22 protein-coding genes are annotated in these 22610 nt (G+C 60.9%); 8 read left to right on the top strand and 14 right to left on the bottom strand.

Annotated elements, in window-relative coordinates:
• Positions 1-17 precede the first annotated feature (17 nt).
• Positions 18-803, bottom strand: a complete 786-nt coding sequence (locus B8V81_RS10220; protein WP_028600701.1) for a 3-hydroxybutyrate dehydrogenase — start codon at positions 801-803, stop codon at positions 18-20.
• A 40-nt stretch (positions 804-843) separates the two neighbouring features.
• Positions 844-2226, bottom strand: coding sequence for a GntP family permease (locus B8V81_RS10215; protein ID WP_028600702.1), 1383 nt, complete (start codon positions 2224-2226; stop codon positions 844-846).
• A 137-nt stretch (positions 2227-2363) separates the two neighbouring features.
• On the opposite strand from B8V81_RS10215, the gene B8V81_RS10210 reads away from it, so the two are divergent.
• The 3 genes from B8V81_RS10210 to ahpF all read left to right on the top strand — a co-directional run bounded on the left by B8V81_RS10210 (position 2364) and on the right by ahpF (position 5535).
• Positions 2364-3254 carry a LysR family transcriptional regulator gene (locus B8V81_RS10210; protein ID WP_028600703.1) on the top strand — a complete coding sequence of 297 codons (891 nt, stop codon included), beginning with the start codon at positions 2364-2366 and terminating at the stop codon, positions 3252-3254.
• A 175-nt stretch (positions 3255-3429) separates the two neighbouring features.
• Positions 3430-3993, top strand: coding sequence for an alkyl hydroperoxide reductase subunit C (gene ahpC / locus B8V81_RS10205; RefSeq protein WP_028600704.1), 564 nt, complete (start codon positions 3430-3432; stop codon positions 3991-3993).
• Positions 3994-4005: 12 nt separating this feature from the next.
• Complete coding sequence (gene ahpF, locus B8V81_RS10200) at positions 4006-5535, top strand: alkyl hydroperoxide reductase subunit F (protein WP_028600705.1); 1530 nt, start codon at positions 4006-4008, stop codon at positions 5533-5535.
• A gap of 66 nt (positions 5536-5601) precedes the next feature.
• Here the strand turns inward: ahpF and B8V81_RS10195 are convergent, their stop codons facing one another.
• From B8V81_RS10195 to B8V81_RS10185, 3 genes are all read right to left on the bottom strand, one after another.
• The gene (locus B8V81_RS10195) at positions 5602-5973 is read right to left on the bottom strand and encodes a VOC family protein (RefSeq protein ID WP_228551218.1); all 372 of its coding nucleotides are present in this window, start codon (positions 5971-5973) and stop codon (positions 5602-5604) included.
• A 58-nt stretch (positions 5974-6031) separates the two neighbouring features.
• Complete coding sequence (locus tag B8V81_RS10190) at positions 6032-6484, bottom strand: MarR family winged helix-turn-helix transcriptional regulator (protein ID WP_101808306.1); 453 nt, start codon at positions 6482-6484, stop codon at positions 6032-6034.
• Positions 6485-6691: 207 nt separating this feature from the next.
• Entirely contained in the window at positions 6692-8644 is a 1953-nt protein-coding gene (locus tag B8V81_RS10185) for an elongation factor G (protein WP_028600708.1), read from the bottom strand.
• Between the two features lie 180 nt (positions 8645-8824).
• Here B8V81_RS10185 and B8V81_RS10180 point away from each other — a divergent pair, with 180 nt between their 5' ends.
• Positions 8825-9154, top strand: coding sequence for an ArsR/SmtB family transcription factor (locus B8V81_RS10180; RefSeq protein ID WP_101808305.1), 330 nt, complete (start codon positions 8825-8827; stop codon positions 9152-9154).
• Positions 9155-9332: 178 nt separating this feature from the next.
• On the top strand, positions 9333-11066 hold the full coding sequence (locus B8V81_RS10175) for a SulP family inorganic anion transporter (RefSeq protein ID WP_101808304.1): 1734 nt from the start codon (positions 9333-9335) through the stop codon (positions 11064-11066).
• A gap of 46 nt (positions 11067-11112) precedes the next feature.
• Here B8V81_RS10175 and B8V81_RS10170 read toward each other — a convergent pair whose 3' ends face one another.
• The gene (locus tag B8V81_RS10170) at positions 11113-11820 is read right to left on the bottom strand and encodes a DNA alkylation repair protein (RefSeq protein WP_101808303.1); all 708 of its coding nucleotides are present in this window, start codon (positions 11818-11820) and stop codon (positions 11113-11115) included.
• A gap of 111 nt (positions 11821-11931) precedes the next feature.
• On the opposite strand from B8V81_RS10170, the gene B8V81_RS10165 reads away from it, so the two are divergent.
• On the top strand, positions 11932-12264 hold the full coding sequence (locus B8V81_RS10165) for a DUF1904 family protein (protein WP_028600710.1): 333 nt from the start codon (positions 11932-11934) through the stop codon (positions 12262-12264).
• 24 nt (positions 12265-12288) lie between these two features.
• Here B8V81_RS10165 and B8V81_RS10160 read toward each other — a convergent pair whose 3' ends face one another.
• Both B8V81_RS10160 and B8V81_RS10155 read right to left on the bottom strand, forming a co-directional pair.
• Entirely contained in the window at positions 12289-13185 is an 897-nt protein-coding gene (locus B8V81_RS10160) for an AraC family transcriptional regulator (protein WP_101808302.1), read from the bottom strand.
• Positions 13186-13424: 239 nt separating this feature from the next.
• Positions 13425-14384 (bottom strand): nucleoside hydrolase, encoded by a 960-nt coding sequence (locus B8V81_RS10155; RefSeq protein WP_101808301.1) that lies wholly within the window; start codon positions 14382-14384, stop codon positions 13425-13427.
• 144 nt (positions 14385-14528) lie between these two features.
• On the opposite strand from B8V81_RS10155, the gene B8V81_RS10150 reads away from it, so the two are divergent.
• Entirely contained in the window at positions 14529-15284 is a 756-nt protein-coding gene (locus tag B8V81_RS10150) for a helix-turn-helix transcriptional regulator (RefSeq protein ID WP_028600712.1), read from the top strand.
• Positions 15285-15363: 79 nt separating this feature from the next.
• On the opposite strand, the gene B8V81_RS10145 is transcribed toward B8V81_RS10150, so the two are convergent.
• The 5 genes from B8V81_RS10145 to B8V81_RS10125 all read right to left on the bottom strand — a co-directional run bounded on the left by B8V81_RS10145 (position 15364) and on the right by B8V81_RS10125 (position 21452).
• Entirely contained in the window at positions 15364-16419 is a 1056-nt protein-coding gene (locus tag B8V81_RS10145) for a serine hydrolase domain-containing protein (RefSeq protein WP_028600713.1), read from the bottom strand.
• A gap of 383 nt (positions 16420-16802) precedes the next feature.
• Complete coding sequence (locus B8V81_RS24770) at positions 16803-17762, bottom strand: cysteine peptidase family C39 domain-containing protein (protein WP_028600714.1); 960 nt, start codon at positions 17760-17762, stop codon at positions 16803-16805.
• 6 nt (positions 17763-17768) lie between these two features.
• Positions 17769-18680, bottom strand: a complete 912-nt coding sequence (locus B8V81_RS10135; protein ID WP_164820125.1) for an AraC family transcriptional regulator — start codon at positions 18678-18680, stop codon at positions 17769-17771.
• Between the two features lie 465 nt (positions 18681-19145).
• Positions 19146-20057, bottom strand: a complete 912-nt coding sequence (locus B8V81_RS10130; protein WP_028600715.1) for a sulfurtransferase — start codon at positions 20055-20057, stop codon at positions 19146-19148.
• Positions 20058-20132: 75 nt separating this feature from the next.
• A complete protein-coding gene (locus tag B8V81_RS10125; protein ID WP_028600716.1) occupies positions 20133-21452 on the bottom strand; it encodes an MFS transporter in 1320 nt (439 codons plus the stop codon).
• Between the two features lie 150 nt (positions 21453-21602).
• On the opposite strand from B8V81_RS10125, the gene B8V81_RS10120 reads away from it, so the two are divergent.
• Positions 21603-22109 (top strand): GNAT family N-acetyltransferase, encoded by a 507-nt coding sequence (locus B8V81_RS10120; protein ID WP_028600717.1) that lies wholly within the window; start codon positions 21603-21605, stop codon positions 22107-22109.
• Positions 22110-22159: 50 nt separating this feature from the next.
• Here B8V81_RS10120 and B8V81_RS10115 read toward each other — a convergent pair whose 3' ends face one another.
• Positions 22160-22453 carry a hypothetical protein gene (locus B8V81_RS10115; protein WP_028600718.1) on the bottom strand — a complete coding sequence of 98 codons (294 nt, stop codon included), beginning with the start codon at positions 22451-22453 and terminating at the stop codon, positions 22160-22162.
• Positions 22454-22610: the final 157 nt, after the last annotated feature.

Here is a 22610-nt window from a genome sequence, read left to right as displayed (position 1 = left end):
GCCCCGGCCCTCCCGCTCTACTGCGCGGTGTAGCCGCCGTCGATCAGCAGCGTCGCGCCGGTGACGCCGCGCATCCGGTCCCCGGCGATGAGCGAGGCGAAGTCGGCGATCTCCTCCACGGAGAGCAGCCGCTTCTGCGGAATGAGCGAGTACAGCACGTCCTCCAGCACCCGCTCCAGCGGAACGCCGCGCGTGCGGGACAGGTCCTCGAGCTGCCCGCGCACGAGCGGCGTGTCGACGTAGCCCGGGCAGAGCGCGTTCACCGTGATGTTGTGGGCCGCGCCCTCGAGCGCCGCCACCTTGGTCAGGCCGATCAGGCCGTGCTTGGCGCTGTTGTAGGCCGCTTTGCCGGCGAAGCCGATGACGCCGTTGATCGACGCCATGTTGAGGATGCGGCCGTACTGCTGGCGCTTCATGATCGGGAACGCATGCTTGATGCCGATGAACGCCCCCGTCAGCATGACCCGCAGCATGAAGTCGAATTTCTCCACGGGGAATTCCTCGATCGGAGCGACATGCTGCAGGCCGGCGTTGTTGACGAGGATGTCCAGCCGGCCGTAGGCCGCCTCCGCGCGGGCGATCGCCTGCGCGTACTGGCCTTCGTCGGTGACGTCGCAGGCGAGGCCGAGGCACTCTCCGCCTACGTCCTGGAGCGAGGCGGCCGCCTGCTCCGCCGCCTCCCCGCGGATGTCGGTCAGCACGACCGCCGCTCCCTCCGCCGACAGCTTGCGGGCAATCTCGAGTCCGATGCCGCTGGCCGCGCCCGTGACGAGCGCGACCCTTCCTTTCATCTCCGGCTGCATATGGATTCAGGCCTCCATTCCTCTGATGCGATGAAGCGTTCTAGACGATGACGGTCAGCACCGCGGCGAGCGCGAATACGACGACCGTCTTGATGATCGTGATGGCGAAAATGTCCTTGTACGACTGGCGATGCGTCAGGCCGGTAATCGCGAGCAGCGTGATAACGGCGCCGTTATGCGGCAGCGTGTCCATGCCTCCGGACGCCATCGAGGCGATCCGGTGCAGCAGCTCGGGGCTGATGCCCATCGCGTTCGCCGCATCGAGATACGTCTTGCTCATGACCTCCAGCGCGATCGACAGGCCGCCGGAGGCGGAGCCGGTGATGCCGGCGAGCAGGTTGACCGAGACGGCTTCCGACAGCAGCGGCGCCCCGTTCATGCTGTGGATGCCGTTCTGGATCGCCTGGAAGCCGGGCAGCGTCTTGACGACGTTGCCGAAGCCGACCTCGGAGGCGGTGTTGAAGATCGCCAGCAGCGCGCCCATCGCGCCTGCCGTCAGGCCGGCGGCGAGCTTGCCCTTCACCTGGCGGACGTTGATGCAAAGCGCGGCGATGACGCCGACCGTCAGCGCGATGATGAGCGCCCAGATCGAGGAGACGGACTTGACGTTCGCGATGTTGAACGACTGGAGCAGCTCCTCGTCATACCACGTCGTGACGGTCAGCGCGCCGCGGCTCAGCAGGAAGTTCAGCACCAGCACGAGCGCCAGCGGCAGCAGCGCCAGCCACAGCTTCGGATAGTTCGTCTCCTCCGCCGCCTCGGGCTCGTTCTTGTGGTTGTCGCCGTAGCCCTCGCCGGCGAGCTCGGCCTGCTTGCGGCGGCGCTCCAGCCAGTACAGGCCGGCCGCGAAGATGAGCGCGCCGCCGATGATGCCGACGACCGGAGCCGCATAGGCGTCCGTCCCGAAGTAGGCGGTCGGGATGATGTTCTGGATCTGCGGCGTGCCGGGCAGCGCGTCCATCGTGAACGTGAACGCGCCGAGCGCGATCGTGCCGGGGATGAGCCGTTTCGGGATGTTGCCTTCCCGGAAGATGGCCGCCGCGAACGGATACACGGCAAAAGCGACGACGAACAGCGAGACGCCGCCGTACGTCAGCACGGCGCAGGCGAGGACGACCGCCAGCATCGCCCGCTTGCTGCCGAGCGATCTCACGATCGCGTGGGCGATCGACGAGGCCGCTCCGCTCAGCTCCATCGCCTTGCCGAAGATCGCGCCGAGCAGGAAGACCGGGAAATACGTCTTGATGTAGCTGGCCGCGTTGGTCATGTACACCTCGGTGTAGCTCGGCAGCAGCGCCTTGCCCGAGATGACGACGGCCAGCAGCGTGAAGATCGGCGCGAATACGATGACCGGGAACCCTCGATAGGCGAAAAGCATGAGCAGGCCAAGCGCGAGCAGGATGGCGAAAACTTCTAGGAACATAGACATGGCTCCTCTGCCTCGGGTTGTAAAACGCTTTCATTTCGTTCCGTCTCAGTTTACAACCTGCTCGGCGAAAAGGTAAAATTCAGACATCGAATCATTGCCATTCCATAATTCTATGAATGGAGCTATTCGGCTTGGAACTTAGACATCTTTCCTACCTGCTGGAGATCGCCAAGCAGCAGAACATGACCAAAGCGGCCGAGACGCTCCATCTGTCCCAGCCGACGCTCAGCAAGATCGTCCGCTCGGTGGAGGACGAGCTCGGCGCCCCGGTGTTCGACCGCTCCGGCAAGCAGCTCAAGCTGACGGACTCCGGCGCCGCCGCCATCCGCCAGATCCCCGCCGTGCTGCGCGCCGTGCAGGATCTGCACACCGCCATGGACGACGTCGCGGAGCTCAAGACGGGCAGCATCGCGATCGGCCTGCCTCCCGTCATCGGCTCCGTCTTTTTCCCCCGCGTCATTCCTCCCTTTCAACGGGAATTCCCCAATGTGAGCTTCCAGGTGACCGAGGAGGGCGCGAAGAAGATCGAGTCGCTGCTGCTGAGCGGGGAGCTCGATATCGGGGTCGTCGTCGGCCCTGTGAACGCGCAGGCGTTCCACTCCGTGCCGTTCATCCGGCAGCGGCTCGCGCTGCTCGTGCACGAGGCGCATCCGCTCGCCGGCCGGGAAGCCGCGTCGATCCGGGAGCTTGAGCAGGAGCCGTTCATCCTGTTCTCGTACGGCTTCGCCGTGCGGCAGCTCGTGCTGCGCGCCTGCCAGGCGGCCGGCTACGAGCCGCAGATCCTTCATTCCAGCTCCCAGTGGGACCTCATGGCGGAGATGGTCGCGGCCGGCGTCGGCATCTCGATCGTGCCCGACGTCATCTGCAGCAAGATCACTGACCCGCGCATCCGCTTCGTGCAGCTGGACGATCCCGTCATTCCCTGGCAGCTGGACGTCATCTGGCCGAGGGACAATTACGTGCCCCATTCCGTGCGTTCGTTCATTAAGTTCATTCGATTGTCGGAAGGAATGAAAGAGTGAATCGGAGGCCCCGCAACCGGGAAAGATGACCAAAAGCGTGTCGAGCCGGCCACAATTGGCGGCGGAATGCGATGATTTTTCGAGGAAGCGAGGGATGTCTACTTGACAGTCATTCTCAACAAAATTAATATTAGATTGTAATCATTATAAAAAAACTCCAAGGAGGAACCATATCATGTCCCTGATCGGAACTGAAGTAAAACCTTTTAGCGCGAAAGCGTACCAGAACGGCAATTTCATCGACGTAACGGAGCAGAACTTCAAAGGCAAATGGAGCGTCGTCTGCTTCTACCCGGCCGACTTCACCTTCGTATGCCCGACCGAGCTCGGCGACCTGCAAGACCAATATGAAACGCTGAAATCGCTCGGCGTGGAAGTATATTCCGTCTCGACCGACACGCACTTCACGCACAAGGCTTGGCATGACAGCTCCGAGACGATCGGCAAGATCACGTACATCATGATCGGCGATCCGACGCACACGATCTCCCGCAACTTCGACGTGCTGATCGAAGCGGACGGCCTGGCCGACCGAGGCACGTTCATCATCGATCCGGACGGCGTCATCCAGACGGTCGAGATCAATGCCGGCGGCATCGGCCGCGACGCGAGCGCGCTCGTCAACAAGATCAAAGCCGCTCAATACGTGCGCAACAATCCAGGCGAAGTCTGCCCTGCGAAATGGCAAGAAGGCGGCACGACGCTGAAGCCTAGCCTTGACCTCGTAGGCAAGATCTAAGGGGCATTTCCAATGGTACTTGACGGAGATATCAAGGCACAGCTAGCCCAATACATGGGACTCATGGAAGGCGACGTGCATATCCAGGTCAGCGCGGGCACCGACGCGGTGTCGCAGGACATGCTCGGCCTGATGGACGAGATCGTCGCCATGAGCCCCCGCATCCGGGTGGAAAAAGCGGAGCTGCCGCGCACGCCGAGCTTCAGCGTGAACCGCCCGGGCGAGGATACGGGAATCGTCTTTGCCGGCATCCCGCTCGGCCATGAATTCACGTCCTTCGTGCTGGCGCTGCTGCAAGTCAGCGGCCGCGCGCCGAAGGTCGACCAGAGCGTCATCGATCTGATCAAGGGCATCAAGGGCGAGTACAAGTTCGAGACGTTCGTCAGCCTGAGCTGCCACAACTGTCCGGATGTCGTCCAAGCCCTCAACGTCATGAGCGTGCTCAATCCGGGCATCTCGCATACGATGATCGACGGCGCGGCGTTCAAGGATGAAGCGGAGGAGCGCGGCGTCATGGCCGTGCCGTCCGTCTACCTGAACGGCGAGGCGTTCGGCGGCGGCCGGATGTCGATCGAGGAGATTCTGGCCAAGATCGTCGAAGCTCCGAGCGCGGAGGAATTCAACGGCAAGGAGCCGTTCGACGTGCTCGTCGTCGGCGGCGGCCCGGCCGGCGCAAGCTCCGCGATCTATGCGGCCCGCAAAGGCATCCGCACCGGCATCGTCGCCGAGCGCTTCGGCGGCCAGATCATGGACACGGTCGGCATCGAGAACTTCATCAGCACGAAGTACACCGAAGGTCCGAAGCTGGCCGCGAGCCTCGAGGAGCATGTGAAGGAGTACAACGTCGACATCATGAAGCTTCAACGGGCGGTCCGCCTGGAGAAGAAGGATTATGTCGAGGTCGAGCTCGAGAACGGCGCCGTGCTGCGCAGCAAGACGGTCATCCTGTCGACCGGAGCGCGCTGGCGCAACGTCGGCGTGCCGGGCGAAGCCGAGTTCAAGAACAAGGGCGTGGCGTACTGCCCGCACTGTGACGGACCTCTGTTCGCCGGCAAGGATGTCGCGGTCATCGGCGGAGGCAACTCCGGCGTCGAAGCGGCGATCGACCTGGCCGGCATCGTGAAGCATGTGACCGTGCTGGAGTTCAACACCGAGCTCAAGGCCGACTCCGTGCTGCAGGACCGCCTGTACTCGCTTCCGAACGTCACGGTCATCACGAATGTCGCGACCAAGGAATTCACCGGCACGGACAAGCTCAGCGGAATCACGTTCACCGACCGCGAGACCGGCGAGGACCGCCACATCGAGCTGCAGGGCGTATTCGTGCAGATCGGCCTCGTGCCGAACACCGAATGGCTCGGAGGCGCGGTGGAGCGCAACCGGATGGGCGAGATCATCGTCGACGCGCGCGGCGCGACGTCGCTGCCCGGCGTGTTCGCGGCAGGCGACTGCACGAACAGCCCGTTCAAGCAGATCATCATCTCGATGGGCTCGGGCGCGACCGCGGCGCTCGGCGCGTTCGACTATCTGATCCGCAACTAATAAGAACCGTTTCTCGGCAGAGGGGAGCCTGATCGCTCCTCTCGACCCGGGGAGCGGTTTTTTTCGTCATGCACGATAAAAGGACAGCACCCAACAGACCCCGTTCCGGTCGGAGACGATGGCCAGCAGGCCGTTGAACGGAGCCTCGTACAGCTCCGTGACGATCGCCCCGCCGGAAGCGAGGGCTCCATAGACGCGGCGGAACTCCTCCTCCGTGCCGAGCTTGAGGAAGATCCGGACATAGTCGCCCTTCTGCACCGGCTTCGCCGCTTGAACGTCGGCGAACTTGAGGGCGACTCCATCTACGTGCAGATCCGCGTTCAGGACCGTCTCCCCCTGCCTTCGCAGAATCTCGACCTCTCCTCCAAAGACGCCTTGATAAAATCGGATTTCCTCCGCGCAATTCTCCACGACGACAAACGGAGCTGCAGCCAGCATCGTCATCCTCCTCCTTGGTTTGAAAAAGCCAGGTTCTTCAGCAGGCGGACCTTCGCCTCTACAGCCCGGTCAAGTTGCCGAGCACCGTCTTCAGCAGACGGATGAACGTGGCGTACTCCGCTTCGTCGATGCCTTCGGCGGTCTTGCTGCGAACGCGGTTCAGCGCTTCCTGAACCTGGGGCGCGACCTCTCGTCCCGCCTCCGTCAAATAAAGCAGCTGAAAGCGCTGATCCGCAGGATCCGCTTCCCTTCGGACATACCCTTCCGCCTCGAGCTTGGCGATCGCCTTGGCCGTCGTCGTCTTGTCGACCAGCAGCTTCTCGCTCAAGGCCTTTTGCGTCAACGGCTCCTGCTGCGCGATCGCCATGAGGAACATGTACTGGCCGCTGCCGATGCGATGCGGCGCCAGCTCGGCGGAGATCAGCACCTGCATGTGACGGTAGATCGCCGAGATATAAGGGCCATGCGATTCCGAGCTGTCCTTGCTTTTGAGCGCCCAGGGCTCGCTCATGGCAATTCCCCTTCCCCTCCAGATATGATGCTATTGCAACTAATTGGAGTTTATCTTAGTTAGAATGCTATTGCAACTAATAAATGGGTTTGCTTGTCCTTTGCAGCCGCCGGCAGCGGCAAGCACGCCGTATCGTCTCTCGGACGATGGAAGCCCAAATAGCCGCAGCTCGAATGAGCTGCAGCCTTTTGGGCTGTTTTACGACGATCAAAGCAGATGCATCTTCGCCTCCGCCTCGTCCCAAGGCACGGCGTACCCGCTGCCTTTGGCGCAAAAGATCGAGGAGGACGTATACAGCGGGTCCGCGTCCTTGCGATACCCTTTCCGCTGGATCACCTCCGGCGTATTGTGGCACTCGTCGTAGCCTCCGAATACGCAGCGGATGGCGCCCCGCCCATGCGTGAACGAGGCCAGCTCCGCCGCATAGTTCAGAAATGTCGCCACCGGCGCCCGGCCCGTGACGACCGCATGCGCGTCCGTCGTCTGCGGCGGATCGAACTGCCCGCTGGCGCGCTGGATATCGGACAGCACCCGTCCCAGCTCGTCCAAGCCGACCTTGATCTTGAAGGTGTAAAAAGGCTCCAGCAGCACGTTGTCGGCCTTTTCCAGCCCCTGCCTGAGCGCGCGGAAGGCGGCCTCGCGGAAGTCGCCCCCATGCGTATATTCCTTGTGCGCGGCGGCCCGCAGCAGCGTAATCTTGAGGTCGGCGACCGGCATGCCCGTCAGCAGGCCGCGATGCTCCCGCTCGTAGAGATGCGTCTTCACGAGGTTCTGGTTGCCGACGCTGAATTCGTTCGGATGGCAGACGCTCGCGAACGCGATTCCGCTGCCCCGCTCGCCCGGCTCGAGCCGCAGATGCACTTCCGCATAATGCCGAAGCGGCTCGAAATGCCCGTATCCGGTGACCGCGGCGCGGATCGTCTCCTTGTACAGAATTTCCGGGCTGCCGAACGAGACGTCCATCCCGAACCGCTCCCGCACCACATGCCCCAGCACCTCCAGTTGAATGAGGCCCATCACATGCACATGAATCTCCTGCAGGCTCTCCTCCCAGACGACGTTCAGCGACGGGTCCTCCGCATTCAGCATCCGAAACGCGCTCAGCACGTCCTTGACGTGAAGCGTCTCCGGGAACGCAACCTTCGTCATCAGCGTCGGCGCCATCTCGTAGGCCGGCTCGTCCCTGCAAGCGCCGAGTCCTTGGCCGGCCTCGACGGCGGACAGTCCGGTCACGGCGATCAGCTCGCCCGCCTCCGCCTGCTCAAGCGCATGCGACCGGCTCCCGTTGAACGCCAGCAGGCGCGTCACCTTCTCCTCCTGCCGCTTGCCGCCGCTCTCGTAGGCCAGCTCGTCCCGGACCCGCAGCGTGCCGGCCAGCAGCTTGATGAAGGTCAGCCGCACGCCGCTTGGATCATGACGGATCTTGGTCACGCGTCCGGCGAACGGCGCCTCCTTGTCATAGGCAGCGGTCGTCAAGCCGTGCAGCAGCTCCAGAAATTCGGTTACGCCGATATCCTGCAGCGCGGAGCCGCTCGCGCACGGGAACAGCCTTCCTTCGCGGACGAGTCCGCGCAGAGCCTCCAGCCAGTAGGCCGGGTCGTCCCGGCCTTCCAGGTACGCCTCCAGCAGCGCCTCGTCCCGCTCGGCCATCCGCTCCCGCAGCGGCTCTCCGACGATGCCGTGCGCAAAGCTGTCCATGACCGGTACTGCGTCCGGCGTCAGATGCAGGCGGATCTCGTCCAGCGTCGCTTCCGCGTCGGCGCCGACGCGATCCGTCTTGTTGATGAAAAAGAACGTCGGAACCCGGTGCTTGCGCAGCAGCTGCCATACCGTCTCCGTATGTCCCTGGACTCCCTCCGCCGCGCTGACGATGACGATCGCGTAGTCCATCGCCAGGACGGCCCGCTCCATCTCCGGCGAGAAGTCGACGTGTCCGGGCGTGTCGATCAGATCATAGGCCGAGCCCTTGTACGACAGCTGCGCTTGATCGGCAAACACCGTAATGCCCCGCGCGCGTTCGATCTCGTGGCTGTCCAGATAGGCGTCCTTATGGTCGACCCGTCCGCGCGACCGGATGCTGCCCGCATGGTAAAGCAGCTGCTCCGCAAACGTCGTCTTGCCCGCGTCCACATGGGCAAACAGACCGATGGTCATCCTCATGGCGGCATCCCCCTTCTTTATTCGGTCAGCAGCGGACATGACCGATCATATCCTTATGAAATAAGAATATGCCTTAGGATGGCGAAAGAACAGAGGGGCTTGTCCAGTCTGGAGTGAAGCTGACGCGCTGTCTATGTTATGATAGGGGCAGCGCGGCGATCGACTGAAGGAGCACAGGGCATGAATCAGAGCGTACAGCAGTTTAAGGCTGATTTTTTCAAAGCGCTGGCACATCCGATGCGGATCCGCATTCTGGAGCTGCTGAGCGAAGGAGATAAAAACGTCAATGAGCTGCAGAGCATTCTCGGATCGGAAGGTTCCGCTGTGTCTCAGCAGCTGGCCGTACTGCGCGGCAAGAATGTCGTTTACGGCATGAAGGAGGGCACCACCGTCACCTACACGTTGCGCGACCCGTTGATCAAAGATCTGCTGGCGGTGGCCAGAGAGATTTTTGACAATCATCTGGTCGATGCGATCTCGCTGCTGGAGGATATGCGCAAAGACAGCTGACACAGGAAACAAGAGCCACTGCTGGCCTGGACCGGAGCCTCTTGTTTTTTTTGTTTCATTCTGGAGAGCCGCAATAGGGAAAGGTGTGATATTTCCGGTTGACAGGACATAAAACAGGGAGTAGTGTCCTTTATATATTCAAATATTCAAACATATGAAGAAAAGAAGGTCATACGGCATGAACGGCATCGGGAGATATGCGGGTTATCGAATAGCCGATCTTCGCAAGGATCTCCTATCGGGGCTCATTGTCGGGATCATCGCGATCCCGCTCGGCATGGCTTTTGCCATTGCCTCGGGAGCGAAGCCGGAATATGGCTTGTATACCACCATCATTGCGGGTATTTTAATCTCGCTGTTCGGCGGGTCCAAATTCCAGATCGGCGGACCGACAGGTGCGTTCATACCGATCCTTTTGGCCATAGTAATGCAGTACGGTTATGATAATCTGCTCCTTGCCGGCATGATGGCCGGGCTGATGCTTGTTCTTATGGGCCTGTTTGGGCTGGGGGCCCTGATCAAATTCATTCCGAGGTCCGTGACCGTCGGCTTTACGGCCGGCATCGCCGTTCTGATCTTCAGCGGACAGATTGTCAACGTGCTGGGGCTGACCGGGGTTGCGAAGCATGAGGATTTTTACTCCAACATGAAAGAGATCGGGATCCACATCGGCACGTTGAATGGATTCAGCTTGCTGACCGCGGCGGTGTGCCTGGCTGTCCTTCTGCTTATGCCGAAGCTTGCGCCTAAAGTGCCGGCTTCGCTGCTTGGCCTCATCTTGTCGTCGGTCGTCGCGGCCGTTTTCTATAAAGGCCAGGTCGCTACCATCGGCTCCTCCTACGGCCCGATTCCGGGAACGCTGCCTCAGCTCCACCTGCCAGAAATCACATGGGAGCGGCTCCGCAATCTGCTGCAGCCTGCTTTTGTCATTGCGATGCTTGGCGGCATTGAATCCCTGTTGTCCGCCGTCGTCGCCGACGGCATGACAGGCAGCCGCCACAACAGCAACCGGGAGCTGATCGGCCAGGGGATCGCCAACCTTGCCGCCCCGCTGTTCGGGGGCATTCCTGCCACTGGCGCGATTGCGCGTACAGCGACCAATATCAAATCCGGCGCGGCCTCTCCGTTGTCGGGCGTGATTCATGGATTGGTCGTGCTGCTTGTCCTGGTCCTGTTTGCCCCCTATGCTTCCCATATTCCGCTGGCAAGCATGGCGCCCGTGCTGATGCTGGTGGCCTGGAACATGAGCGAGCGGAAGTCGTTCCGGCACCTGCTGCGCGCCAAAACGGGCGATTCGCTCGTGCTGCTTCTGACCTTCCTGCTTACCGTCTTCACGAGCCTTGCTACGGCCGTGGCGATCGGCTTGTTGGTGGCGGTCATTCTGTTCGCGAAACGCATGAGCGAGGTGCTGAAAGTGGCCAAGGCGCTACCCGACCACGATCACAAGCATGCGAAGGTAAGAGCGAATAGGGTGCGGGAAGGGCATGATTGTCCGCAGATCAATCTGTATACAATTGAAGGCCCGCTTTTTTTTGGAGCAGCGGATAAGTTTGAACAATCGGTGCTCGATTCGCTTCCGGCGCGTCCAGGCATACTGCTGCTGCGCATGGGAAAGGTTCCGTTTATAGACGCCACCGGAGAGGCGAGTCTGGCGAGCTTGATCCAGCATATCGAACGTTTAGGCGGCAAGGTGCTGCTGTCCGGCGTTCAAGAGCAGCCGCTTGAGATAATGAAACGTACCGGTCTGCTGGAGCGGATTCATCCTGCCCACCGATTCGATCATACCGGGGAAGCGATCCAGTATGCCTTGCAGCACCTGAATCTAGAGAAATGCAAGGGCTGCAGGCAGTTTGCGTTTCGGGAATGCGCGGCCTTGTCTAGCGCTGCTGCGCCTGAATCCGATAAGGCTTGACGATGCTGGAACCGCGACCCGCAGCTAGCCCGATCACCCGCTCCCATCAGCAGCGGACATGCTTCCGCTTGAAGCCGATCCGCCCTTTTTCCAGCTGACTTTGAATCTGCTCGGAGGCGTTCAACAGCTTGCGCTTCGCGCCGCTCCCGCCGATATCCACCGGACCGATCTGCTGCGCGATCTCCACCGCCCGCTCATGCAGCGGCACGTAGGACACGCCGACCGTGTACACGAAGTTGTTCATCGAGATCTTCGCCCGCTTGGGCGCGTCGTGAATCGTCCGCTTGGCTTGGTCCAGCAGGCCGGCCAGCTTCTCTTGCGAAAAGGCGGCGTCCGGACGGTTGCCGAGCAGCCAGCAGTAGCAGCTCCAGCCGGCCGACATGCGCAGCTCGTCGCCGCTCGCAATCCAGCGGTCGGCCACCTCCTGCGCGATGTCCGACTCCGCCAGCGTGACCGCGACCACGTAGTCGGACAGCATGTAAAAATAAGCCGCGTCGATCCAGCGCTCGAAATCGGCTGCCGACATGGCGTCGGGATCGGCGATGACGCCGGCGAAGTACATGGCGTCATAGTTGCCGGTCGCGTAGAGCTGCTCGGCGAGCGGCTGGTTCCGCTTGATCTTTCGGTAGAGAGGCTTCATCTCGCCCGTAGCCACGCCGAACAAGGGCTCATGCGCGCCGTTGCCCAGGTACATCTTCTTCAGTCGTTCCTTGCCGAGAGCTTCGAGCTCGTGCAGGACGGTTTCCAGATCCATTGGTTTCAGCTCCTTTGCATGGAAATGAACTGGCGATTCCAGCTATAATAAGGCCGTTCCGCTTATTGTTCGTTCGTTGGTTGCAGTCGATTCGAGAGGAGGCAGGCAGAGATGCCGCAATTGATTTTCAGAGGAATTCCAGCTGAGGGCATACGCGCGATCAGCATCCCTCTCGTAGAGGAGATGGCGGCGATATGCCGATGCGGCACCGATAATTTCACCTTGGAGTGCCTGCATGTCACGGCGATCTTCGACGGGAAATATACCGATTCCTATCCGTTCATCGATGTATGGTGGTTCGAGCGCGGGGACGAGATCCGCGACAAGATGGCCGAGGCGATCGACAGGCATGTCCGCTCGCTCGGCATCCCCGATCTGGAAATTTCCTTCCGGGTCGGCCGGGAGGACAATTTCTACATGAACGGCCGCCGGTACGGCTCCTAAAAAGGAGCCGTACGCGTTCGGCAACTACTTTTTGCGTACCGCGAACCACAGCTCGATGTAGTTGAGGCCGTCCTTCGTCCCGTTCATCTCGAACTCGATTCCGTCCGCCTGCTCATAGCCCGCCGTTGGGAGCCATTCGGTGTAGAAGCGACGGTAAAGCGTCTCGATCGTCTCTCCGAACTGCTCCCACGGATGCGGCTCCGACGGGAAGATCGCCCATGTATGCGCGGGAATCGTCGCCGTGGCGTAGCCGTCCGTATCGCTGGCCTCATCCTTGAAGGCGCAGAGCATGTATGGAAACGTATCGGGCCCGGTTTTCCGGTAGCTGCAGACCGCGTTCACCGCGTATAGATTGGGGCTCACGAAGGACGGCAGCCCGCCTGCACGCTCTTCAAGCCGCTTCGCCTCTCCGTTCGCATGGCTCTGCTCCCACAGCCGGGCCGGCGTTTGGGGCGCTTCCCCGCCTCCATCCGTGCGGAATACGCGTTCCAGGCCGAACACCTCGAACTTTTCCTTCGTCTCGATCCGATAATTCATCGCCTCTGCCCCCTTGATCGTGATGAGGAAGGACAGACGGGGATAGGCTTTGAGCTCCATGCCGCCCTGGCGGGCCATAGCCGGCGTCATTCCATGCAGCGCATGGAACGCCCGCGCGAACGAGACCGGCGAGTCGTACCCGTAGGTCAGCGCGACATCGATGATCTTCGCCGCCCCGCCTTGCTGCAGCTCCAACGCAGCCAGCGTCAGCCGTCTGCGCCGAATGTACTCCGCCAGCGTCACATCCGTAATGAATGAGAACATCCGCTGAAAATGATACGTCGAGCAGCAGGCCCTGCGGGCCGCCTCGCTCAGCTCGATCTCCCCCGTCAGGTTCTCCTCGATGTAGTCCATCGCCCGATTCATCCGCTCCAGCCACTCCATCTTATCCCTCCTCTCTTGATCAAGTATAGGGGCAGCCGAGATCGGCTTCGCAACGATTCGTGCACCAAGAAGTTGCCTCACTTGAGTTCTTTTTGCTCCTGCCACTTCAAAGCAAGCTGTTCCATTTCGCTGACGATGGATTTGCTATCCTCCATTATACGACGTTCCTCGTCCAAGGCATGCGAAAAAACCTTCCGAATCCGCCGGAACGGCGAATCGGAAGGTTGGAATGCCGCGTGCTAGGCTCGCTGGACGGCGCTGAGCGTGCGCTGGCCCGCCGCGTAGTCGTCGAGCTTGGCGTAAAAATCGCGGAAGACGGCATCGCGATCGATGAAATAGGCCGATCGGATCAAATGGCGCGACGAATTGAAGCTCCAGGTGACGTTGTCGGTCAGCAGCGGACTGTGCACGATGTGGCTCCATACCGCCTGGGGCTGCGCCAGAAAGGCGACGGCGGACAGATCCCAGATGACGCGAGAGCGGCCGAAATGGTCGTCGCTGCAGCTTTCATAGCGCTCCGCGAGAAAATCGCCGATCGCTCCGCGGCCGCGTACGCGCTCGTTCACTTCAGGCAGCGTGGTCAGAAGCTGCGAGGCGACGCCCATGCACGGCACCAGGACAAACGGAACGCCGCTGTCCAGAAGCACGCGGACCGCATGGACATCCTGCTGCAGATTGAATTCATTCGCATCCGGCCAGTGCAGCGCATGTCCGCCGAGCCAGACGACGACGATCTTGCGGAGGATCGACGGCTCCAGCAAGATCGCCGAAGCGACGTTCGTGACCGCGCCGATCGCCACGACATACAGCGGCTCGTCATCCGGCATCGCCTGCGCGCGCGCGACGAGATCCCTGGCTGCCGGGCTGTCGACCGGCTCCTCCGCGCCCGGCAAATATCGCTCCGACCCGCGGAACGCGTATCCGTCCGTCGGCAAGCCGAACCGGCTCAGGATGCGCTCGATCTCCTCGTAGCTTTTTTCCATCCCGTCCTTCGGTCCGGAGGAGAGCTCGTTGAAAAACGGCGCCGCGTACACGGCCTCGAGCGATACCTTCTCCGGCGAAAGCAACGCGTACGCCAGCGCGAACTGATCGTCGATCTCATTGAACGTATCGGTATCGAGCACCATCCTCGCCCTGCCCTGCGGAGCCGCCAAGCGCTCCAGCCGGAACGCTTCCTCTACCTTTGGATATCGACTCATGACGGTCCATCGCCTCCCTGTCATTTTGGCTGCCTCTGCTTCACAATGATTCGAACTTGAGCTAATCTTAACGAATCATGCCTCGGTTACCTATACCGATCTGGCTTTAATCTTGCTTGAAGTGGCTAAGGGAGGACGATGCGGGTGATCGCGCAAACGGTGTTTTTATTTCAAGCCGCCCATGAGGCGGGCAGCTCGGTCGGCATGCATCAGCACGGCTGCTGCGAGCTGGTCTACTATGCGAGCGGGAGCGGAACGACCCGCATCCATGACGTCGCCTACCGCTACGGTCCCGGCTCCTTCGCGGTGATCCGTCCCGGAACGCCGCATGACGAGAAGCGCGCGGCCGATACGAGCGTCGTCTGCGTCGGATTCCAGCTGCCGGACCGGCAGCTGCCCGCACCTCAAGAGGGCTTGTACCAAGACGCTCCGGAGCGGCCGCTCGGCCGGCGTCTGGAAGGAATGCTGGACGAACTGGCGGGCAAGCGCGCCCATTACGCGCTGCAGCTTGACCTGGAGCTGAGCTCGCTGCTCATTCAGCTTGTCCGGAAGCAGCGGGACCCGGCGGCAGCCGTGGCGGACAGCGGGCATTGGCTTGCTTTCGCGCTGCATTATATCGACGAGCATTACCGGGAGCCGATCCGCCTCGAGCAGCTGGCCGCGATGTCCGGCTACAGCTATCATCATTTCCGCCATTGCTTCAAGCAGCGGTTCGCCGTCCCTCCGCTTGCCTACGTGCTCGGAAAAAGACTGGACGAGGCGCGCCGGCTGCTCCTGCATGCCGACCTGTCCGTACTGGAAATCGCCCTGCACTGCGGCTTCTCCAGCGACGCGCAGCTGTGCGCGATGTTCAAGCGCAGATTCGGCATGACGCCGGGGCAGTTCCGGCGCAGCGTCTAAGCCCCTGTCCCGCCAGCCGCCGGACAGGGGTGAATCCGTCTTGCCCGGCCGCTAGCAGGGCGATTGACGCTCGGGGCGGCTACGTCGCGTCGAACAGCAGCCGCTCGGCCTCTCGATGCAGCTCCCAGATATCGCAGGTTTGATTTCCGAGGATGATGCTCGTCGTCTCGGCATCCGGATAATAAGCGAGCATGGCGGCGACGCCTGCGTTCGCTCCGTCCTTATACATGCACACGAGCTTCCCTGCCCCGTCATAGACGAAATGGAAGCCATATCCGTTGACGACCGTGCCTCGTCCGTACGACTTGGCAAGGCGGGCCTGCGGCTTCATGATCGCTTCCGTCCTCTCGCGGGAAAGGAGCCTGCCGCCCGCCAGGGCGCGCATGAACGTATCGAGATCGCCGACCGTCGTATAGGCTCCTCCGTCCGATGTGCCGATCGGCGGGAAGGAATAGACGTTTTTCCTCCATTTGACCTGTCCATATTCGTCATACTCGGCCTCATACCCCTCCGCGACGGCGGCGTCGCCTTCGTCCTTGGCCGCGAATGACGTATCGTCCATGCCGCAGGCGCGGAACACATGACGATCGACATAATCGCGGTAGCCCATGCCCGTGGCCTGCTTGATGGCGAGCCCAAGCAGCACGTAAGCGCAGTTGTTGTAGCTGACATCCGTTCCCGCTTTGAATTTCGGCTTCTTGTAGGCGAATTGCGGAATGAAATCGGCGTTATGGCGGATCGAGTAGTTGGGCTTGCTGACGAACAACGCTTCGTAGCTCTCGCCCAGCTCCTCGTCCGCGTCATCGGCGATGCCGGAAGTATGGGTAAGCAGGTGTGCGAGCGTGACGTCCTCCGGAATGCAAGTGCCGGTCAAGTCGACTCGATCCACGATTCGATCGTCGAGGCCGAGCATTCCGCAATCGACCAGCTGCAAAACCGCGACGGCCGTGAACAGCTTCGTGACGGAGGCCGTATCGAATTTCGTACGCATTCCGTTCGGCACTTTGAACCCCCGATGCGCGTAGCCGCAGGCGCGTTCGAAGAGGGTCGCCTCGCCTCCCCTGATGAGGGCGGTTCCTGAAAAATGATGATCATGAACGTACTGCTCAAATAAAGACTCCAGTTTATCCACCATGCGGAATCGGCCCCTTTTTGTTTTTCTCGATTTTACCATTGCCGGAGCCGTCTTCATGTCCAAAATCGGTTATACCCGTTTTGGCTCACTTCCCCTCCCCGCCTCCGCCTCGTCCCAAGGCGCCGCTGCCCTTGGCGCAAAAGGATTCTCGTCGAGAAAGAGCGAGCGTGCACGACGGGGGCGGACGGACATAGGCAAAAACGGCACGGCGGGGGCGGAATGCCCCTGCCGTGCCGTTTCTTCGTACCTTTTTTCTGTCCGACTCCATGCAGCCGATCCAGCTTGCGGAACTGGCACGGCCAGGGCATTCTTGCCCTTAGCAACGCTAGTTCTGTGCTTCTATAAGCCTCCCGTCACGATCGGAATCTCGCTGTTCTTCACTTTTAGTAAGCACGGCTTTCTTGTCCATCATCAAATAAACGCTCTCGGAATTGTAGCTCAAGCTCCCCTAGACATCGTACCGCCTCGCCTAGTGCATGCCAGTCCCCCCGAACGGCTAGGGAATGACAATGACCGAACATTTCGGACTGCATTAATTTCAACTCGGACAGTCTAGCATTTCCAGGTTGAAAAAACTCGCTATAGTTCAATGCCCGCCTTGCACCTACTGGAAAGGCAAAATGCGTTAAGTGACCTTGCAGTCCCGGGTCAATCTTCTCTCCCTTTAAGTGTTGCTGCAAGGCTGTGAAAGCATCGCCCCCTGTTTTCCAGCCCTGTTTCAAAGCGATGTGATCAGCGTCCAAATACACTTCTCGGAAATAAAGTACGGCTTCGTGGTATATTTCATTCGATGTTCGTTGTCGCAGTCGCATAGGCGATGTCCAATAATGATAGACTAGATCGCTTGGATAAAACCGATACTGCAATCGGTTTGTTTTACTCGCTTGGACCAAGTCGCGAACAGGCAGCTTGGCAAAAGGATATCCCGCTGGATCATGCAATCGTAACCACCCGTCCTCCAGCCCAAAAGCCAGCACATAATGGTCGCAGCCATGTAGATCGTGATGATTTGGCATATAGCTAAGAAAACCCATGTCGAGCGGCCCAATCAAGATCGGATGATCCTTAAGCTCCGCGGATAGTTGATCCATCATTCCAACTTCATCCATCCCTGAACGTTCATTGTATGTAAATCCCAAGATGTCCAGTGCCTTGCTGACTCCCAGATGAGGAATTCCATTAGAGAAGAAAATCATATTATCCTCTTCAAACCAAACTGCCCCTAGCCCAACACCAGTCAACACCTCAATTAGGCTCGCCGAAACCTGTTCTCCGATGCTATCAAGCAGCATCGATGTGGAATTTGCATAGCAATACTGACCGTTTCCGACATAGGCAAACATAACCTCTCATCCTTTCTCGATGGGCAGACAAAAATCAAGGATGACAACCGCTCCTTGCAGCTCCGTATGGTATATCTCGAGACAAGGCCGGTTTGCCAATAAGCAATCGCTATCCGGAAGCCACCGCCCGTACATGTAATCTACAACATGTCCAAGCTGAACAATCACTTCCTCCTCGGAGCTTACATCCGTAAGCCTAATCGTATAAACTGCATACAGGCCTCCCGGAACATCCTGAATATCCACCTCCTCATGACCAAAGTTGTCTGTTAGCCCAGCAGGGATGGTATATGCAGCATCATATCTGCAATTTTCGCTCTCCGTAATATCATGGTTGTCATACGTAATTCCGACTTCCATGGATCTTCGCAGATCCAGATTGTTCTGTCTCAGCCACGCTTGGGTTTTGTTAAAGGACTCGACGATCTCCTTGCTGTATATCCCTTTGCTAAACCCGTATCTGTGTCGGACATAAGCCACATGCAGATCCGGCAACCTCTCGATCCTGACTTGCGCTACATTTATTTGTTGGACATCTACGGCTGATACGTCTTCAGAATAACGTTGTGTATCCAAAACTTCTTGCCCGTTCTTGCGGCAAAATTGACTATTCTTGCGATGTTGTCCGTTTTTGCGATAGTCTCGCGCACTTACTCCGAAATGCTCGGAAAACGCCCGTGAAAAAGTGGATAATGACGTAAAGCCGCAGGCAGAGGCGATCTCAGTTATTGATAAATCGCTGCGGTTCACCAAATACTGCGTGCTTTTCTCCATGCGGATTCGCTTCACATACTCGTTGACGTTCTCACCAACAATCGCTTTAAAAATGCGGTGAAAGTGGAAGGGAGAGAACGCTGCTATTCGTGATAAAGAGGCTAAAGAAAGATTCTCTTCCAAATGATTTTCAATATAGTTCATGACCTTATTGATTCTGCTTACATAGTCTCTACGGTTCATATATTCCCTCGCATCATCGTGGCGTAGAACCGCTGTAGAGGTTCTTACGCTGATATTCCTTCGTAAAATAGTAGTTCGTTTACTTGGTTGCGAGCTCCTACCAAACAAAGTTAAATTGCGCGTCTCGTAGAGACCTTTCTTTTAAACCGTATCTATCGATACCGCCAAGCCAGGGGATGCCGGCAACGCCAGCCAACAGCAGGTGGATTGCTCTGGAGGGCGGTCGGACTCTTGCTCTGCACAGAAGGCTGCGACGACCTGACCCAACCGCCGAACTGCGGCTGGTTCCGTGGTTCCTGCAGCTGCTTTCCTCGAATTCTTGTCTGCAAGCTGTTTGCAGAAAAGCCCAAAGAGGGCTGCAACAGGTCCGCCTCACGGCAACCTGTCACAGCCCCCCAATCCGCGTCCGACGCGGTCTATCGACTCTTACTTATCCTCCGTCGCGATCGGATTCCCCTCATACGAGATCCAATCGCTCCAGCTCCCCGCGTACAGCCTTACGTTCCCGTACCCGGCGGCTTGCAGGGCAAGCACGTTCGGGCAGGCGGTCACGCCAGAGCCGCAGTAGACGATCAGCTCGCGGTCCTGCGGGATGCCGTCCAGCGCGGCGGAGAGCGCGTCGCCGCTCTTCCAGCGGCCGTCCTCGTTCAGGACGCCCTTCCAGAAGCGGTTGACCGCCCCCGGGATATGCCCGGCCGCGCGGTCGATCGGCTCCTCGAGCCCCGCATAGCGGCGCGGCTCGCGCGAGTCGATCAGCAGCGGCGCGCTCTCGGCGGCCGCCGAGCCGCTTTCCGCTCCCGCGCCAGCGGCCGAGGACCATGCCTCCGGCTCCGCGGTCCGCGAGGCGGCGCGTACGGCGTCCACGTCCGCCAGCAGCTCCGGCCGCACGCGCGCCCGGAACGCTCCCGGCACGACGACGCGCGTCGCGTCCGTGACCGGATAGCCCGCCGCCTGCCAGGCGGAAAACCCCTGGTCCATCACATAAACCGCGTCATGGCCGAGCCAGCGCAGCAGCCACCACAGGCGCGACGCCATCGCGCCGCCCTGGTCGTCGTAGGCGACGACGCGGCTGTCCGGGCCGATGCCCGCGCGGCGCAGCGCCGCCTCAAGCTCGGCCGGGTCCGGCAGCGGATGGCGGCCGCCATGCTCGCCGACCGGGGCGGACAGATCCCGCTCCAGGTCCAGGTAGACGGCGCCCGGAACATGCGCCGCCTCGTACGCCTCGCGGCCGGACTCGGGCTTGCCGAGCGCGAACCGGCAGTCCGCGATGACGAGATCGGGCTCGTACATGCGGGCGAGCAGCCATTTCATCGAGACGATCGGATTCGGTTGATTCATCGTGCCTCGCCTCCTGCTTGATGAGATTGAGGATCGGACTTGAGCTTGAACGCCGGGTTCAGGCTTCAGCGCTGCTTAAGCCTCCGCCGCCTGCCGCCCGCGCAGCGCCAGCAGCACCAGCAGCAGCACGAGCAGCACCGCCCCCATGACCGCCGTCAGCTGCAGCAGCCGCTGCCAGCCGTGCAGGTCGAACAGCCAGCCGCCCAGCTTGGGGAAGATCGCGCCGCCGAGGCCGCCGCAGGCGACGAGCAGGCTCGTCGTGCGGTCGGTCATGCCCGGCAGCCGCTCGTTGACGTAGATGAGCGCGACCGCGAAGATGCCGGCCATGCAGAAGCCGGCCAGAGCGACGAGCACGAGCGTCCAGGTGAGCGTGCCCGCAGTCGCCAGCAGCACGAGCGCGGCCAGCGTCGAGGCGACGGAGCCGAGCAGATAGACGCGATAGCCCGCCGCTCGCGTGGCGAAGCCGATCAGCAGCCGTCCGGCGACCATCGTCGCCCAGAACAGGCTGAGCACGGCGGAGGCTTCCGCCTCGCCGATGCCCGACCCCTTCGTCATGATGGACGGCAAATAGTTGGCGAACACCATCTCGAGCCCGACATACAGGAAAAAGAACGCCATGCCGACCGCGAGCAGCGGCCACGAGCCGCGGCCGTAGCCGAGCCAGCCGCGGCCGCTGGCGGGCGCTTCTGCCTTGGCGGCCGCCAGCGCGCCGCCAGCCGGCACGGCCGCCGGCCCGTCCAGGCCGGGAGCGACGATCGGCTCGTCCGCCTCGCGCGCGGCCGCGGCAGGCCCGTCCGCAGGCGCAGCCGCTGCCGGCTTCGCCGTCCGCGGCGTATGGGCGACCGCTTCGTCGGCCGGGCCGAACGACAGCGTCATCCAGAGCAGCATCGAGATGCCGGCGAGCGCGGTCAGCACCGGGAAGCTCATCATCCAGATGCCGTCCCGGATGAGCAGCGCCGCCAGGCCCGGCATGGCGAGCGCGCCGGCGCCGAAGGCGACCTCCAGCCAGCCCATGACCGAGGCCTTGCCCCGGGCGAATACGTCCATGATGAGCGCGCCGACGACCGCCTCGGTCATGCCGAAGCCGAAGCCGGCGACCGGCGCGGCGACGAGGATGACGTCCCACGGCGGCAGCATGCTGTAGATCGCCTCGGCCGCCGTGAGGAAGCCGAGCGCCAGCACGAGGCCGCTTCGGCGCCCGATCCGGGACGTGATGGCGGGAGCGGCGAGCACGCCCAGCAAAAAGCCGAGGAATTGATTCGTAATCCATTGGCCGGCCGCTCCGTAGCTGAGGTCATAGTTGGCCATGACCGGCTCCAGCAGCGCCCCTGCGACCACATGGGCCAGGCCGATGACGAAATAGGAGAGACAACCGAGCAGAATCAGTTTGCGCATCGCGGCTCCTTCGATGGATTCGTTGAAGTAGGATGATTCCAGTGCTTCCTATTTTACCATGACCCGGAACCGGAATGGTATAATGGCCCTGTCCGAAGATGGCTATTATGCGAACAAGCGACAGGCGCAAGGCGCCGGAGAGGAGCCCTCATGACCATCGATCCGTTCGATCCCGCCGCCGCGTGGCAGGTCGTCCCCATGACCGAGGCCCATGCCGAGGAGGTATGCCGCTGGCGCTTCGAGCCGCCGTACGACGTGTACAACAACGATCCGTGGGACACGCTGAAGAAGCTCGAGATCGAGTTCGGCGATCCCAAGCTTCGCGAGGAGCAGTATGCGGCCGTCATCGATCCGGACGACGGCGAGCTGATGGGCTACGCCCAGTTTTTCCCGATCGTCGGCGTCACCCGCCTCGGCCTGGCGCTGCGGCCGGACCTGTGCGGCGACGGCATCGGCCCGTCGTTCGTACGGCTGCTCGTGCGGGAGGCGCGCCGCCGCAAGCCCGAGGACGAGATCGACCTCGAGGTGCTGCTGTGGAACGTGCGCGCCCGCCGCGCTTACGAGAAGGCCGGCTTCCGCGTGACCGACCAGTACGAGCGGGGCACGCCGGACGGGCCGAAGCCCTTTTACTGCATGACGTACAAAAAAGGCCGCTGAGCTCCCGGGAGCAGCGGCCTTTCGCTTCCGGCGGCGCCGGCCCTATCGCGTCAGATGAGGCGGACGATGCGGGCTTCCTTGCCGTCGACCATCACTTCGATGACGTGGAACTTCGGCTTGTAGGCGACGACGCCCCCGCCGACATGCAGCACCGGCTCCTCGCCGAGGCCGTAGAACACATCGTCCGCCAGCGCCTCCATCACTTCCCGCTTTTCCTGGTCGCCGAGCTCGCCCCACTCTTCTCCCGTCATCTCGAAAAACGAGTACGAGTCGCGAATCGCGCTCACCGCCTCGGTCAGATCATCCAAAATATCCTTGTATTCCCTCGCATGCCTGACGCCCATCCGTCATCCCTTCCTTCCTTTTCCTTCCGCAGCTTCATGGCTCTATTGTACACGGTTATGCCATCTTCTAACGCAATGTGACTATGGTTCTGCAAAAATTTCTCTAATCTCCCCTCAAGGGGGAGTCGATATATAGGAGAAACGGGACGAAGCAGCG

Origin of the sequence: Paenibacillus pasadenensis, assembly GCF_002864175.1 — a bacterium.
Taxonomy (GTDB): Bacteria; Bacillota; Bacilli; order Paenibacillales; family Paenibacillaceae; genus Paenibacillus_O; species Paenibacillus_O pasadenensis.
Note: the sequence above shows the minus strand (reverse complement) of the source record. Positions and strands in the feature narration are given on the sequence as shown.